A 15122-nucleotide genomic window follows, 5' to 3' on the forward strand; every position below is an offset into this window, starting at 1 on the left:
GACTTACGACGCGCCAACGTCCCCGAGGAGGCTGCGCGCCGTCCGACGGGGCGTGGAGCCCGGCACCGGTGCCGGGATCCGGGGGTGACGCCCTCCGACGTGAGGAGCCTCCTCATGCACATCCGCAGAGCCCGAATCCCGCTCGTGGCCTCCGTGGCGTTGGCGACGACGATGGCCATGGCCGGCCCGGCCGCCGCGGACGGTGGCTACGACCGCGGCGGCCACCACCAGGACCGGGGAGGCGGTGGACACGAAGTGGTCGTGCGCCACGGTGAGTCGATCCAGGAAGCCGTCAGGGCCGCCGAACCGGGCACGACGATCCACGTCGAGGCGGGCACGTACCCGGAGTCCGTCACCATCAGGAAAGACGGCATCACCCTCCGCGGGCACGGGACGGTGATCTCCCCTCCGGAGGACGCCGAGCGGACGGACTGCGAGACGCTGTTCCCCGCCCCGCCGGGCGAGGAGCAGCCACCGGCATCCGGGATCTGCATCCTCGGCGACGTCACGGTCCCCGACTTCGAGGCCGACCCGACCGCGGAGATCACCGTGAACGACCCGGTCAGCCACGTGACCGTGGAGGGCGTCACCGTGGCAGGGGCCCCGTTCGACGGGCTGATCGGCGTCGGCACCACCGACCTGACCGTCCGAGACAGCAAGTTCGAGGACAACGGTGGTTACGGCGCCGCCAGCTTCACCACGGAGCGCACGGCGTTCCACGGCAACGCCGCCGTCGGCAACACCGAGGCCGGCTTCTACGTCGGGGACAGCCCGGAATCAGGCGCCGACGTCCGCCGGAACTACTCCGCAGACAATGCGATGGGCTTCTTCTTCCGCAACGCCAGCCACGGCGAGGCGCGAGGCAACGTCGCGGAGGAGAACTGCCTCGGCATCTTGGTCCTGGCAGGAGCACCCGGCCCGGCCACGCACTGGCAGATCAAGGGGAACGAGGTCCGGGCGAACAACGGACTCGAGGGAGACCGCGCGGAGATCTGTGCGTCGCCGCCCCCCGTGACCGGTGCCGGGATCCTGCTCGTCGGGGCCCAGGACGTCGAGGTGCGCCGCAACCTGGTGACGGGCCACGTCGCCACCGGCGAGAGCCTGGTCTCGGGCGGCATCGTGGTGCGCGGGACGCTCACCGCAGCGGACTTCCCTCCGCCCGCCGAGGGGGAGGAGGCGGAGGAGTTCCCGCCGCCGATCCTGCCGACCGGTGAGGTGGAGGACAACGTCCTGCACGACAACCGGCCGGACGTCTTCGCCCGAGACGCCGAAGGCATGGAGTTCGACGACAACCGCTGCGGGACGTCCGATCCGGTGGGGCTCTGCGGCTGACCTGACGCACGACTGACGGCGCCCGCTCCGGCACCCCCGGGGCGGGCGCTGCCGTGCGCCCGGGGGCCCGCTCCGGATGAGCTCCGGGCGGACATGCGGCAGGCTGGAGCGCCGGGATCGGATCAGGCGGGCGGAGGGGGCGGCGACATCGAGGACGACGCGGTCGACGACGACCACCTGAGCCTGCGGTCGATGGAGACGCAGCTGTCCCGCACGGTGGCCCGCTACGAGCGGGTGCTGGCCAACGTCGCCGACGGCATCTACGGCCTGGACGCCGAGGGGCGGGTGGAGTTCGTGAACCCGGCCGCCGTGCGCATCACCGGCCGCCCCGCCGACGAGCAGCTGGGCATCGACCAGCACGAACTGCTGCACGGACGCCGGCCTGACGGCCGGCCCTACCCCAAGGAGGAGTGCCCGGTCTGGCGGGCGCTGCGCACCGGGCGGACGGTCGCCGCGGACGACGAGGTCTTCTGGCGGCGCGACGACAGCGCTGTCCCGGTGGAGCTGATCGCCGTCCCGACGGTCGAGGACGGCGAGGTGACCGGCGTCGTCGTCTCCTTCCGCGACCTGACCGACCGCCTGGCGGCTCGCCGGCAGGCCGCCGAGCTGCAGCACCTGGCACAGCAGGCGGCCGCGCAGCGCGCCCTGTCCGACCGGCTCCAGCAGGCGCTGCTGACCCCGCCGCCGGAGCCCGACCACCTGCACATCGTCGTCCGCTACCGGCCCGCCGCCCACGAGGCGCAGGTCGGCGGCGACTGGTACGACGCCTTCCTGCAGCCCGACGGCGCGACGATGCTCGTCATCGGCGACGTCGTCGGGCACGACAGCGACGCCGCAGCCGCGATGGGGCAGCTGCGCGGGTTGCTGCGGGTGCTCGCCTACGACAACGACGAGCCGCCCTCGGCGACGCTCACCCGCGGCGAGCACGTCGCCCGCGGACTCGCGGTCAGCAGCATGGCCACCGCGCTGCTGGCACGCATCGAGCGGCGTCCCGACGTGCCCGTCGCCGGCACGCGGGTGCTGCGGTGGAGCAACGCCGGCCACCCGCCGCCGCTGCTGCTGTCCCCCGACGGGAGCACGACGGTGCTGGCCACCAAGCCGGAGCTGATGCTCGGCGTCGACCCTGACGCGCCGCGGAGCGACCACACCGCCGACCTCGACGACGGGCAGACGCTGCTGCTGCTCACCGACGGCCTCGTCGAGCGCCGCGGCATCGACCTCGACCAGGGGATGGACGCGCTGCGGGCGGCCCTGCGCGACCTGGGCGGGGTCCCGTTGGAGGAGCTCTGCGACACCCTGCTCGAGCGGATGGTGCCGGTCGACGGTGCCGACGACGTGGCACTGATCGCCGTCCGTGCCCATCCGGAGGATCGTCCGCGCCCGGCCGAGGCGGGGCCCAACCGCCTGCCGCCGGACCTGGCGGCCCCCGTCGCCTGACCGGCCGCCGACGCGACCGCGCCCGCCCCGGCAGGTGCCGGGACGGGCGCGGTGCGGCCCCCTCGGACGACGAGGCGGCCGGGGTCCTGTCTCAGGCGATCGCGACGGTCGTCTCGTTGAGGCCGACGTCGGCGGACACGACGCGCTCGCCCCGGCCGACCGCGGAGAGCGAGCGGATCTTCCACTCACCGGGCGCGGCGAAGAAGCGGAACTCCCCCTCCGGGCTGGTGACGACCTCGGCGGTGAACTCGTCGGTCGAGTCCAGCAGCCGGACGTAGGCCCCGGCGACGGGTGCGCCGTCGTGCCACACCTGCCCCTGGATGACCGTCTGCGTGCTCAGGTCGATGCCCGCGAGGCCACCACCCTGCTTCGGTGCTGCGCACATGGTCAGCTCACTTCTCGATCGGGACGCCGACGAGCGAGCCGTACTCGACCCAGCTGCCGTCGTAGTTCTTGACGTCGGACTTGCCGAGCAGCTCGCGGAGCACGAACCAGGTGTGGCTCGAGCGCTCGCCGATCCGGCAGTAGGCGATGGTCGGCTTGCTCTCGTCGAAGCCCTGCTCGTCGTAGAGCTTGGCCAGCTCGGCGTCGCTCTTGAAGGTGCCGTCCTCGTTGGCCGCCTTGCTCCACGGGATGTTCATCGCCGTGGGGACGTGCCCGGCCTTCTGCGCCTGCTCCTGCGGCAGGTGCGCCGGGGCCAGGATCTTGCCGGAGAACTCGTCGGGCGAGCGGACGTCGATGATGTTCTTCGAGCCGATCGAGGCGACGACCTCGTCGCGGAAGGCGCGGATCGAGAGGTCGGGGTCCTGGGCCGTGTACTGGGTGGCCGGGCGCTGGACGGCGTCCTTCGACAGCGGGCGCCCGTCGAGCTCCCACTTCTTGCGGCCGCCGTCGATCAGCTTGACGTCGGAGTGGCCGTAGAGCTTGAAGTACCAGTACGCGTAGGCGGCGAACCAGTTGTTGTTGCCGCCGTAGAGGACCACCGTGTCGTCGTTGGCGATCCCGCGCGAGGACAGCAGCGCCTCGAAGGCGCTCTTGTCCACGAAGTCACGGCGCAGCGGGTCCTGGAGGTCCTGCTTCCAGTCCAGCTTCACGGCACCCTCGAGGTGGCCGCCGTCGTAGGCGCTGGTGTCCTCGTCGACCTCGACGAAGACGATGCCGGGGGCGCCGAGGTTCTCCTGGGCCCAGTCTGCGGTGACGAGCACGTCGGTACGGCTCATGGGGGGTGTTCCTCCCTGTGGTCGGGGTGTGCGGTCGATTCAGGCGGGGGTGCTGGCGGACGCCGGTGCGGAGGTGCGCGCCGATGCGCCGCAGCGGCAGGCCGGGGGTCGGGCCGGAGCTGGACCTGCGGGGCCGTCGGGGCGCGCCGGCAGGAGGGGAGCGGCCCTCAGGACGCCGGACACAGGCAGCTGCCCACGCGGCACAGGTCCACTGCGCGGCGCGAGGTCAGCAGGATGCCCACGGCGCGAGGGTAACGGATCACAGCGGCTCCCCGTCCCGCGCGCCCACGTGGGCCTCGACCAGTGCGGTCAGCTCGCCGGCCCGGGGAGCGCCCGTGCGGCGGCCGAGCAGCCGGCCGTCCCGATGCAGGTAGAAGAGCGTCGGGGTGCTCCGCACGTCGAGCTGCCGGACGGCGTCCAGGTGGCTCTCGGCGTCCACGTGGACGCAGCGCAGCCCCGGGCGGGTGGCCGCCAGCTGCTCCAGCCGCAGCCGGGTCGCCCGGCAGGGCCGGCAGAAGGCGGTGGAGAACTGGACGACGGTCAGGTCGGCCTCGGCCGGGCGGACGCCGAGCCCGTCGAGGACGGCGCGCAGCGCTGCTCCCGTCGGCTCCACGCCCGTACCAACCCGGCCGGGCAGGTGGGGATTCCCGGTGTGGTCAGCCGCGGAGCACCGTGTCGGTGGCCGCCACGGTCACGTCCACGCCGTCCGCCCCCGGGGCCACCCCGGTCAGCTGCAGCCCGAAGGGGAGCTCCGGGACGGTGTAGCGCAGGTCCAGCGCGTCAGCCGCCCGGTCGACCAGGAAGTCCGGCAGCTCGACGCCGGCACCCGAGGCCTCGTCCACGTCGACCACCAGGTCGTTCCCGTCGAGCGTCACCGTGCCGACGGCGGTCAGCGGCAGCGCCCGCCCCGCGATCTCCACGGTCCGGTCGATCCGCAGCCCCTGTCCCTCGGGCCGCAGCGTCGTGCCCGTACCCAGCTGCTGGGAGAGCAGCTCGTAGGACAGCGTCGCCGTCCCGTCGACCCGCTCGACGGGTACCTGCTCCACCGAGCCGGAGAGCACGTCGGAGAGCGGGACCTGCACGCCGCGCAGCGCCACGTCGGCGCGGGTGCCGTCGGGCTGACCGAGGTCGGCGGCGGTGAGGGACATCCGCACCAGCTCGTACCGGCCGCCGATGGCCTGGGTCAGGAAGGGGAAGCCCTCGATGGCCACCTCGGGAGGCCCCGCCAGTCCACCGCGCTCCGCGACCACCTCGGCGACCCGGTCCTCGGCGATCCCCACGCCCACCCGGTCGGCCAGGACGACCAGCCCGCAGAGGAGCAGCAGCACCACCAGCAGCGCCCGCACTCCGCGGGCCCTCACAGCGCGTTCTGCAGGACGAGCGCGACCACGACCGGCGCACAGGCGGCGACGGGGAGGACCGCCTGCACCACCGGCGCGGCCCACGCGCTCCCCGGGCCGCCGACCACGACGTATCCGGCGACCAGCCCGACGAGGGCGGCCACCGCACCGAGCAGAAGGCCGACGGTCAGCACGGTGACCACCTCGAGCAGCTCCCCGGAGCCGTGCCGGAACAGCGCCACGGCCGCGCCGGCCAGCACCGAGAGGACCAGTGCGGGCACGCCGCAGGGCACCCCGTCGGCGACCGGCGGCCGGGGCAGCACCGAGTCGACCAGGTGGCCCACCACCAGCGTCGTGCCGACGACCAGCACCGCGGTGGTCACCGGCGCCTCGCCCGCGCCGGGCGCCTCGAGCCTGAGCAGCGCGGCGAGCGCGCTGGCCGCGCAGAGCAGGACGAGGACGCCGGCCATGGAGCCGACCACGTCCTGGCGCGGAGCCCTGCGCAGCATCTGGTGCAGCACGACCGCGAGCAGGCCGAGCCCGGGCACGGCGACCAGGGCACCCAGCTCCGGCCGCTCGGGCAGCACCATCAGCAGGTCTGCGCCGGCGGCTGCCGCCAGTCCGAGAGCGGGCGCGCCCGTGCGCGCAGGGATGCCGGTGGCCGGGACCCAGGCCGCGACCAGGGCGAGCTGCAGGACGGCGACCGCGCCGACCCAGCCCGGCCCGTCGCCGACCGGGGGCAGCAGGACCAGCAGCGCGGTGACCGCGGCGGCCGCCACCGCGGCGGGCAGGTGGTGGCGCCGCGCCGAGAGCCCGGTTCCCAGCACGGCCGCAGTCACGCCGTCGATCGTCGCAGAAGCCCCGCGGCCGATCCGCCCGGCAGGCGCGGCCGGCCAGCGCGGCGTGTCGGGCCGCACACGGGGTCCGGGCACACCGTCGGTTATCCTGCTGTCTCTTCGACAGCGCCGTCGTGGGTACCCGGACGACTTCCTCGCCCCCGGTCCTCCCTGAGGAGACGACATGCGACTCGTGCTCATGACCGCGGCGCGCCAGGCCACGACCGAGGTGCTGCCCGCCCTCGGACTGCTGGGCCACCAGGTCCGCGTGGTCGCGCCCGAGCTGTCCAGCCTGCTCGACGGCGACTCCGGGGACGTCGTCCTCGTGGACGCCCGCCACGACCTCATCCAGGCGCGCACGCTCTGCGGGCTGCTCTCCAGCACCGGGGTGGCCTCGGCGCTCGTGGCGGTCCTGGCCGAGGGTGGCCTGGTGGCGCTGTCGGCCGACTGGGGGGTGGACGACGTCCTGCTCGACACCGCCGGCCCGGCCGAGGTCGACGCCCGGCTGAAGTGGGCGACGGCGCGCCGGCTGGCCGCCACCACGCCGGCCGACGGCGCCGACGGCGGCGTCACCCAGGCCGGCGAACTGGTGATCGACGAGCACAGCTACTCCGCCAAGCTCCGCGGCCGCCCGCTCGACCTCACCTACAAGGAGTTCGAGCTGCTCAAGTACCTGGCCCAGCACCCGGGCCGGGTCTTCTCCCGGGCGCAGCTGCTGCAGGAGATCTGGGGCTACGACTACTTCGGCGGCACCCGTACCGTCGACGTCCACGTGCGCCGCCTGCGCGCCAAGCTCGGCACCGAGCACGAGGCGCTCATCGGCACCGTGCGCAACGTCGGCTACAAGCTCGACCAGCAGGTCGCCGACGCGACCGCGGCGGCCGCCCGCACCGAGTCGGCCAGCGACGCCGAGCTGGTCTGAGGCCCCCGCTGACCGATCCCGCCCCCGTCCAGGACGTCGCCCGCCTGGGGGCGACGGACGTCGGTGCGGTCCTGGCGCTGCTGCGGGCCGCCACCGCGGCCGACGGCGTCCGCCCGTTGTCGGAGGACGCCGAGCTGCGGCTGCAGCACGGCGGCCCGGCCGGCGGCCGCGACGTGCTCGCCCGTGCCGCGGACGGCGCCCTCGCCGGGTACGGGCGGTTCGAGGGCGGGGACGGCACCGGGGACGCCGAGGCGGAGCTGGTGGTCGCTCCCCCGCACCGGCGGCAGGGCATCGGGCGCGCGCTGCTGACCCGGATGGAGCAGCTGGCCGGGGACCGCCCCCTCCGCGTGTGGGCGCACGGGGACCTGCCCGGCGCCACGGAGCTGGCCGCACGACGGGGTTACGACCGCGCCCGTGTGCTGCTGCAGATGCGCCGCGACCTCGCCGGCGTCGACCCCGAGCCGCGGCCGGCGCTGCCCGACGACGTCTCGATCCGGCCCTTCCGGCCCGGCCGTGACGAGCCGGCCTGGCTGCGGGTCAACGCGCGCGCCTTCGCCACCCACCCCGAGCAGGGCACCTGGAGCGCCGAGGACCTCCGGCTGCGGCAGGCCGAGCCGTGGTTCGACCCGGCCGGCTTCTTCCTGGCCTGGCGCGGCGATCCCGACGCCGGCGGCACGCTGCTCGGCTCGCACTGGACGAAGGTGCACCCACCCGGCGACGAGGGGCCCGAGGCCATCGGCGAGATCTACGTCCTGGGGATCGACCCCGACGCCCAGGGCATCGGGCTGGGCCGGGCGCTGACCGACGTCGGGCTGGCCCACCTGCGTGCCGCGGGCCTGTCCGCGGTGCTCCTCTACGTCGAGGCCGACAACACCGCCGCCGTCGCCCTCTACGAGCGCACCGGCTTCACGCGGCACGCCGTCGACGTCTCCTGGCGGCGCGTCCCGTAGTCCCCGCGGGCCGGTCTGACCGGCCGACGCGCGCGCGTTCACCTGCTCGACGTGACGTGGTTCTCAGCTGCTCGGGAACTGCTCCTCCCTCGTTCACCTCGCGTTCATCGAGGCACCCGGAGGCGTCCACCTCGGCTCCCTACCGTCGGGCTCGTTGGTCCCATGCTGCCCGGCATCGAGGTCCGGGCACCCACCGAAAGGCACTGAGTTGAAGCTCAGCACCAGGTCGCGCGCCGTCGCACTCTCGACGGCGCTCGCCGGCACCCTCGCGCTCGCTGCGTGTGGCGCCTCCAACGAGGAGAACGCGGGTGGGGGTGGTGGCAGCACCGGCGGCAGCGCGGAAGAGCTGAGCGGCACGCTCGTCGGCGCAGGTGCCAGCAGCCAGCAGGCGGCGATGCAGGGCTGGACGGCGGGCTACTCGGGTGTGCAGTCGGGTGTGACCGTCAACTACGACCCGGTGGGCTCCGGCGGCGGTCGCGAGCAGTTCATCGCGGGCGGCACCGACTTCGCCGGCTCTGACGCCGCGCTCGACGAGGAGGAGCTCGCCGCCGCGCAGGAGCGTTGTGCCGGCGGTGAGATCTTCGAGCTGCCGAACTACATCGCGCCGATCGCCGTGATCTACAACCTCGAGGGCGTCGACGAGCTGAACCTGGCGCCTGCGACGGTGGCCGGGATCTTCAACCAGCAGATCACGAACTGGAACGACCCGGCGATCGCCGCGGACAACCCGGACGCGACGCTGCCCGACCAGGCCATCACGCCGGTCAACCGCTCCGACGAGTCGGGCACCACCGAGAACTTCACCGAGTACCTGGCCGCCGCGGCCGCCGACGCCTGGCCGCACGAGGCCAGCGGTGACTGGCCGGTGGCCGGTGGTGAGGCCGCTCAGGGCACCTCCGGCGTGGTCAGCGCCGTCAGCGGCGGCAACGGCACGATCGGCTACGCCGACCTGTCCCAGGCCGGCGACCTCGGGGTCGTCAACATCGGCGTCGGCGAGGAGTTCGTCGAGCCGACCGCCGAGGCCGCCGCCGCCGTCGTCGAGAACTCCGAGACGCTGCCCGGCCGCGGTCAGTACGACTTCGCCATCGAGCTGGCCCGCGACACGACCGAGTCGGGCAGCTACCCGATCGTCCTGGTCAGCTACCACATCGGCTGCATCGAGTACGACGACCAGGAGAAGGCCGACCTGGTCAGGGACTTCATGGGCTACGTGATCAGCGAGGAGGGCCAGCAGGCCGCGGCCGAGGCCGCGGGCTCGGCGCCCATCTCCGCCGCGCTGCGGGAGCAGGCCCAGGGTGCGATCGACGCCATCGCCACCGCGGGGTGACCTGAGCGTCGTCCGCGACGGCCCGGGGCCCCGAACGGCGCCCCGGGCCGTTGCCCGGCCCAGCGAGGGGCCGTCCTCCCGCACCACCCCGCCCTCACACCTCACGGAGCAACGGTGACCGCCACCAGGATCCCGTCCGAGCCCGGCGCCGCGAAGCCGGTCCGCCGGCCGGGGGACCGCATCTTCGCCGGCAGCGCCAAGGCCTCCGGCATCCTGATCCTCGTCATCCTGGCCGGCGTCGCGGCCTTCCTCGTCGCCGAGGCCCTGCCGGCGCTCACCGCGCCGGCCGAGGACGTCCCGGGCGGGGAGGGGCTGACCCGCTACATCGGCCCGCTGGTGTTCGGCACCCTGCTGTCGGCGGTCATCGCCCTGGTCGTGGCCACCCCGCTGGCGGTCGCCATCGCGCTGTTCATCACGCACTACGCGCCGCGCCGGCTGGCCCAGGGCCTCGGCTACGTCGTCGACCTGCTCGCCGCGATCCCGAGCATCGTCTACGGCTTCTGGGGCATCGCGTGGCTGGCGCCCAAGCTGGTGCCCTTCTACCAGTGGCTCGAGGACGACCTCGGCTTCATCCCGCTGTTCGCCGGTCCCACCTCGTCCACGGGCCGGACGATGCTGACCGCCGGCCTGGTGCTGGCCATCATGATCCTTCCGATCATCAGCGCCCTCTCCCGGGAGGTCTTCACCCAGGTGCCCGCGCTGCACAAGGAGGCGGCACTCGCACTGGGCGCCACCCGCTGGGAGATGATCAAGATCGCGGTCCTCCCCTACGGCAAGTCGGGGATCATCGGCGGGGCGATGCTCGGGCTCGGGCGCGCGCTCGGCGAGACCATGGCCGTCGCGCTGGTGCTGTCGGTCTCCGGCGGGATCACCTTCAACCTGATCACCAGCGGCAACCCCTCGACGGTCGCGGCCAACATCGCGCTGGAGTTCCCCGAGTCGAGTGGGCTGGACGTGAACACCCTCATCGCCAGTGGCCTGGCGTTGTTCCTCATCACCCTGGCCGTCAACATGCTCGCGCGCTGGATCGTCAACCGCCGGGCCGACTTCTCCGGAGCCAACTGATGAGCACCCAGACGACACCGACCCCGTCGGACACCTCGGTCGCCGCTCCGGAGCCCCGCGGCCGGAAGGGCCGGCTCCCCGGGTGGGCGCCCGCGGCGACGTTCCTCGCGGCCGCCGTGGTGTGCCTGCTGTTCGAGGCGTTCACCGACTTCAACCTCGCCCTCGCCGTCGTCTACACCGTCGTCCTCGGCACGATCGCCGTGTACCTGCTGTCGCGCTCCGTGGAGGGCCCGCGACAGGCGGTGGACCGGCTGGTCACCTGCCTGGTGGGCAGCGCGTTCGCGATCGCGATGGTGCCGCTGGTGGCGCTGGTGTGGACGGTCGTCGGCCGGGGCGTCACCCGCCTGGACGGCGAGTTCTTCGGGTCCTCCCTGGTCGGCATCGTCGGCGAGGGCGGCGGCGCCTACCACGCGATCATGGGCACGCTGATCATCACGCTGCTCACCACGCTGATCTCGGTGCCGATCGGCCTGCTGACCGCCATCTACCTGGTCGAGTACGGCCGCGGGCGGCTGAAGCGGTCCATCACCTTCTTCGTCGACGTCATGACCGGCATCCCGTCGATCGTCGCCGGCCTGTTCGCCTTCGCGCTGTTCGCGCTGTTCTTCGGCCCGGGCATCCGGCTGGGCATCATGGGCGCCGTCGCCCTGTCGGTGCTGATGATCCCGGTGGTCGTGCGCTCCGCGGAGGAGGTCCTCAAGCTCGTCCCGAACGAGTTGCGCGAGGCGTCCTACGCCCTGGGCGTGCCCAAGTGGCGGACGATCGTCAAGGTCGTCATCCCCACCTCGATCGCCGGCCTGGGTACCGGGGTGACCCTGGCCATCGCCCGGGTCGTCGGCGAGACCGCGCCGCTGCTCATCACCCTCGGCATCACCAACGGCACGAACCTGAACCCGTTCGACTCGCGCATGGCCACCCTGCCGGTCTACGCCTTCTACCAGTTGACCCAGCCGGGCGTGCCCCCGCAGTTCGCCATCGACCGGGCCTGGACGGCGGCACTCCTGCTCATCATCCTGGTCATGGGCCTCAACGTGGTCGCCCGCCTGATCAGTCGCTTCTTCGCCCCCAAGACCGGCCGCTGACCGTTCGCCCGAATCAGGAAGGGACCACACCCGTGGCCAAGCGCATCGAGGTCTCCGACCTCAACATCTACTACGGCAACTTCCGCGCCGTGGAGGGCGTCAACGTCTCCATCGAGCCGCGCAGCATCACCGCCCTGATCGGGCCGTCCGGCTGCGGCAAGTCGACCTTCCTGCGGTCGATCAACCGCATGCACGAGGTGATCCCCGGGGCCCGGGTCGAGGGCAAGGTCGTCATGGACGGCGTCGACCTCTACGGCGCGGACGCGGACCCGGTCGACGTCCGGCGGCAGATCGGCATGGTGTTCCAGCGGCCGAACCCGTTCCCGACGATGTCGATCTACGACAACGTCGCCGCGGGCATGCGGCTGAACAACAAGCGCATGAAGAAGGCCGACCTCGACGACCTGGTCGAGCGCTCGCTCAAGGGCGCCAACCTCTGGAACGAGGTCAAGGACCGCCTCGACCGGCCCGGCTCGGGCCTCTCCGGCGGCCAGCAGCAGCGACTGTGCATCGCCCGCGCCATCGCCGTCGAGCCCGACGTCCTGCTGATGGACGAGCCGTGCTCCGCGCTGGACCCGATCTCCACGCTGGCGATCGAGGACCTGATGACGCAGCTCAAGGAGCGCTTCACCATCGTCATCGTCACGCACAACATGCAGCAGGCGGCGCGGGTGAGCGAGTCGACCGGCTTCTTCAACCTCAACGGGGTGGGCCAGCCGGGCCGGCTGATCGAGTTCAACCCGACCGAGAAGATCTTCAGCAACCCCGAGCAGAAGGCGACCGAGGACTACATCTCCGGCCGTTTCGGCTGACGACCCCGCTGCGGAGGTCGTCGGCAGCGGGCTTCGTCAGCCGCAGCTGACCGGGGCGGCGCTCGCGGCCGGCTCGGCCGCCGGCGCCGCCAGCGTCTCCGCGGGGGCCGGCGCGACCTCGGCCGGCGGGGGCACCTGCACGGGGACGACGGTCGAGTAGCCCGGCCCCAGCACCAGCTGCACCGCCCCACCGATGGACTCGCTGGGCTGCACGACGGCCCCGGGGACGGCGGCCGCGACCGTGCGCGCCTGCTCCTCGGCACCGGGCCCGAAGCGGACCAGGGTCTGGTTGACCGCGCCGAGCTCGTTGCCGACCTGGCCGACCCCGAACCCCTGGGCGCGCAGCAGGTCGCCGACGGTCGCGGCCAGCCCGCCGGTGGCGGTCCCGTTGAGCACGTCCACCGTGATGGCGGCCGGCTCCACGGTCAGTGCCTGCGGCCCCGGCGCGGCGGCCGGCTGCTCCGCGGTGGGCGGGGCGGGGGCGGCCGCCTCCGCGGGCGGTGCGCCGTCGGCCGGGGCGTCGTCGGCCGCGGGCTGGGCCAGCAGCGCGTCGGGCAGGCGACCGTCGTCGATGACCTGGTCGAAGAGGGCGCGGGTCGCCGTCGAGTCCAGCAGCACGTAGGCCTGGTCGGTCCCGGCCGGCACGTAGCCGACCTGGGCCACCGGCAGTCCCGTGCGCTGGACCTGGTCCCCGGAGAGGTCACCGAGGGTGCCGGCGAGCGTGCGCAGGTCGCCGAGGTTGGTGTCCTCGTCGACGGTGAGGGCGTCGGAGGCCTCGGTGAGGAAGCGGGTCAGCGTCACCGGGTTGGCCAGCGTGCCGAGGGACATCGCCGTCCGCAGGGTGGAGGTGAGCAGCAACTGCGCCCGCTCGGCGACCGCGGCCCCGGTGACGTCGGCACTCGCGTCGCCCGGCGTCAGGTAGCCCGACGCCTGCTCCCCCGCCAGGTCGCTGGTACCGGCGGGGAGCGGGTTGGCCGAGGCGGCCACCGCCGGGGACTGCGCGGGCAGGCAGACGTCGACCCCGCCCAGCGCGTCCACCATCCCGGGCAGCCGCCCCAGGTCCACCCCGAGGTAGTGGTCGATCCGCAGTCCGGACACCTGCTGGACCGCCCGCACCATGCACGCGGGCCCACCGTCGAGCAGCGCGGTCGCGAACGCCTCGGTGGCCGGCTCGCGGAGTTCGCCGTCCGGCCGCTGGCACACCGGGGTGTCGACGAGCGCGGTCGGCGGGATGCTCACGAGGACCGCCCGCTGCTCGTCGGGGCTGACGTGGGCCAGCAACGTGGCGACGGCGGCGGGACCGTCCACGCCGGGCAGGCCGGTGCCCACCACGAGGTAGGTGGCGGCGCCCTCCTGCAGCCCGGGGGCGAGCACCTCGGGGCCCTCCGGCGCCAGCGCCTGGACCCGCTGGATGCTCTGGTCGACGTAGAAGTACAGGCCGAGGTGGTAGGCGACGACGACGCCGACGAGCACGACCAGTCCGAGGGCCGCGCGGACGACACGGCGGCGGCCGGGGCTACGGGCGGCGCGGCGGGCCGCCCGCCTCGCGCGCGGACCCGGCGGGACGAGGCGGGTCGCGCCGACGGAGGGGGCGTCGCGGCCGGGGATCGGAGGGAGCGGGCTGATCGGTCGCGAGGGGCGGTACCCCGGCTGGTCGGCCAACGGCGGGAAGAGCGGCTGCGAGGCGCGGGGGGACGGCGGCACCGGGGGCAGGCCGCTGCGCGGTGGTGCGGGCTCCGGCGCGATCGACGGGCGGTCGACGCCCGCGACGGGGCTGGACTCGCGGTCGACACCGGGGACCGGCCGGGCCTCCCGGTCGACGCCGGGGACCGGCCGGGACTCGTGGTCGGCGCCCGGCACGGGCGGGAGTCCGCGGCGGCGGGCCGGTGCCGCCTCGCCGGGAGCCAGGGGGATCGGCACCTCACCGGTGCGGGCCGCGCGGCGGCGGCCGACCTCACCGCCCTGGCGGGCGATCAGCTGCTCGACGGTGATCGGCTCCCGGGTGGGTCCACCGGTGCCGGCGGGGGGACGGGCCGCGGGACGGCGACGTCCGCGGAAGCGCCCGGGCGACCGCCCGTCCCCCGCGTCGTCGCGCGTCCGCTCGTCCCCCACCGCTGCCGACTTCCCATCGTCGTGCCCATGTCACCATGGCCCGGGCTGTGTCCCCCGCACGGGCGCAGACGAGAGGTCCGCGCGCCGTCGCGGCAGTGGTCCACGATACGGGCGGAACGGCCGCAACCCGGCCGACGCGCGGAGGTCAGCGGGCGAGGGGTGGAGCCCGGTCGTAGCGTCGCCCCCGTGAAGCTGCCGTTCGTACCGGGTCCCTCCGACGTCATCTCGGCGGTGGGAGGCGTTCGGGACGGCATCTCCGAGGCCCTCGCCCTGGTCCCCCGGGTGACCGGACTCGTGGGCCGGTTGGAGTTGCTGCTCGACCGGGTCACCACACTCGTGGACCGCGTGGACGGCGTCGTCGACCGTGCCGAGACGGCCATCACCGGCCTGGACGACACCCGCCGCCGCGCGGACGCCGCGATCACCGGCGTCGCCGGCACGCAGCAGAAGGCCGACGCCGCGATCAGCGCCGTCGCCGGCACGCAGCAGAAGGCCGACGCCGCCATCAGCGCCGTCCAGGACACCCAGCAGAAGGCCGACGCCGCCATCAGCGCCGTCCAGGACACCCAGCAGAAGGCCGACGCCGCCATCAGCGCCGTGGAAGCCACCATCGGCCGGTCGGACGGCGCCATCACCGCGGCCGAGAGCACCATCGCGCGGTCGGACGGCGCCATCACCGCGGCCGAG

The 15122-nt window shown here is 74.0% G+C and carries 15 protein-coding genes and 1 pseudogene; 9 read left to right on the forward strand and 7 right to left on the reverse strand.

All coding sequences use genetic code 11. The features are described 5' to 3' along the window. The first annotated feature begins 114 nt into the window (after nucleotides 1–114). Nucleotides 115–1332: a right-handed parallel beta-helix repeat-containing protein gene (locus GCU56_RS10410; RefSeq protein WP_163481637.1), complete on the forward strand. Its 1218-nt coding sequence runs from the start codon at nucleotides 115–117 to the stop codon at nucleotides 1330–1332. Nucleotides 1333–1524: 192 nt separating this feature from the next. After that, complete coding sequence (locus GCU56_RS10415; RefSeq protein ID WP_163481638.1) at nucleotides 1525–2769, forward strand: PP2C family protein-serine/threonine phosphatase; 1245 nt, start codon at nucleotides 1525–1527, stop codon at nucleotides 2767–2769. A gap of 91 nt (nucleotides 2770–2860) precedes the next feature. Here GCU56_RS10415 and GCU56_RS10420 read toward each other — a convergent pair whose 3' ends face one another. The 6 genes from GCU56_RS10420 to GCU56_RS10440 all read right to left on the reverse strand — a co-directional run bounded on the left by GCU56_RS10420 (nucleotide 2861) and on the right by GCU56_RS10440 (nucleotide 6168). Then, on the reverse strand, nucleotides 2861–3154 hold the full coding sequence (locus GCU56_RS10420; RefSeq protein ID WP_163481639.1) for a DUF1416 domain-containing protein: 294 nt from the start codon (nucleotides 3152–3154) through the stop codon (nucleotides 2861–2863). A 7-nt stretch (nucleotides 3155–3161) separates the two neighbouring features. Next, complete coding sequence (locus tag GCU56_RS10425) at nucleotides 3162–3989, reverse strand: sulfurtransferase (protein WP_163481640.1); 828 nt, start codon at nucleotides 3987–3989, stop codon at nucleotides 3162–3164. Nucleotides 3990–4156: 167 nt separating this feature from the next. Next, nucleotides 4157–4252 carry a putative leader peptide gene (locus tag GCU56_RS25500; RefSeq protein ID WP_369410080.1) on the reverse strand — a complete coding sequence of 32 codons (96 nt, stop codon included), beginning with the start codon at nucleotides 4250–4252 and terminating at the stop codon, nucleotides 4157–4159. Beyond that, nucleotides 4249–4602 (reverse strand): thioredoxin domain-containing protein, encoded by a 354-nt coding sequence (locus GCU56_RS10430; RefSeq protein WP_163481641.1) that lies wholly within the window; start codon nucleotides 4600–4602, stop codon nucleotides 4249–4251. The genes GCU56_RS25500 and GCU56_RS10430 overlap by 4 nt, the downstream gene beginning before the upstream one ends. Before the next feature lie 43 nt (nucleotides 4603–4645). Beyond that, on the reverse strand, nucleotides 4646–5350 hold the full coding sequence (locus GCU56_RS10435) for an LmeA family phospholipid-binding protein (RefSeq protein ID WP_345771760.1): 705 nt from the start codon (nucleotides 5348–5350) through the stop codon (nucleotides 4646–4648). After that, complete coding sequence (locus GCU56_RS10440) at nucleotides 5347–6168, reverse strand: hypothetical protein (protein WP_163481642.1); 822 nt, start codon at nucleotides 6166–6168, stop codon at nucleotides 5347–5349. Before GCU56_RS10440 ends, GCU56_RS10435 begins: the two co-directional genes overlap by 4 nt. Nucleotides 6169–6349: 181 nt before the next feature. Between GCU56_RS10440 and GCU56_RS10445 the strand changes: the two genes are divergently transcribed. The 6 genes from GCU56_RS10445 to pstB all read left to right on the forward strand — a co-directional run bounded on the left by GCU56_RS10445 (nucleotide 6350) and on the right by pstB (nucleotide 12323). Continuing rightward, entirely contained in the window at nucleotides 6350–7087 is a 738-nt protein-coding gene (locus GCU56_RS10445) for a winged helix-turn-helix transcriptional regulator (RefSeq protein WP_163481643.1), read from the forward strand. A 44-nt stretch (nucleotides 7088–7131) separates the two neighbouring features. Then, nucleotides 7132–8037, forward strand: a complete 906-nt coding sequence (gene mshD / locus GCU56_RS10450) for a mycothiol synthase (RefSeq protein ID WP_275585821.1) — start codon at nucleotides 7132–7134, stop codon at nucleotides 8035–8037. A gap of 208 nt (nucleotides 8038–8245) precedes the next feature. Next, complete coding sequence (gene pstS, locus GCU56_RS10455; RefSeq protein WP_163481644.1) at nucleotides 8246–9364, forward strand: phosphate ABC transporter substrate-binding protein PstS; 1119 nt, start codon at nucleotides 8246–8248, stop codon at nucleotides 9362–9364. 114 nt (nucleotides 9365–9478) lie between these two features. Continuing rightward, nucleotides 9479–10429, forward strand: coding sequence for a phosphate ABC transporter permease subunit PstC (gene pstC / locus GCU56_RS10460; protein WP_345771761.1), 951 nt, complete (start codon nucleotides 9479–9481; stop codon nucleotides 10427–10429). Beyond that, on the forward strand, nucleotides 10429–11511 hold the full coding sequence (gene pstA / locus GCU56_RS10465; protein ID WP_163481645.1) for a phosphate ABC transporter permease PstA: 1083 nt from the start codon (nucleotides 10429–10431) through the stop codon (nucleotides 11509–11511). Before pstC ends, pstA begins: the two co-directional genes overlap by 1 nt. Nucleotides 11512–11543: 32 nt before the next feature. After that, a complete protein-coding gene (gene pstB, locus GCU56_RS10470) occupies nucleotides 11544–12323 on the forward strand; it encodes a phosphate ABC transporter ATP-binding protein PstB (protein ID WP_163481646.1) in 780 nt (259 codons plus the stop codon). A 36-nt stretch (nucleotides 12324–12359) separates the two neighbouring features. Here the strand turns inward: pstB and GCU56_RS25165 are convergent, their stop codons facing one another. Further along, a complete protein-coding gene (locus tag GCU56_RS25165) occupies nucleotides 12360–14435 on the reverse strand; it encodes an LCP family glycopolymer transferase (protein WP_163481647.1) in 2076 nt (691 codons plus the stop codon). Nucleotides 14436–14621: 186 nt separating this feature from the next. Between GCU56_RS25165 and GCU56_RS10480 the strand changes: the two are divergent. Next, nucleotides 14622–15122, forward strand: a pseudogene (locus tag GCU56_RS10480) (hypothetical protein); the annotation flags it as partial.

This window comes from Geodermatophilus sabuli (genome assembly GCF_010686765.1).
GTDB classification, from domain to species: domain Bacteria; phylum Actinomycetota; class Actinomycetes; order Mycobacteriales; family Geodermatophilaceae; genus Geodermatophilus; species Geodermatophilus sabuli_A.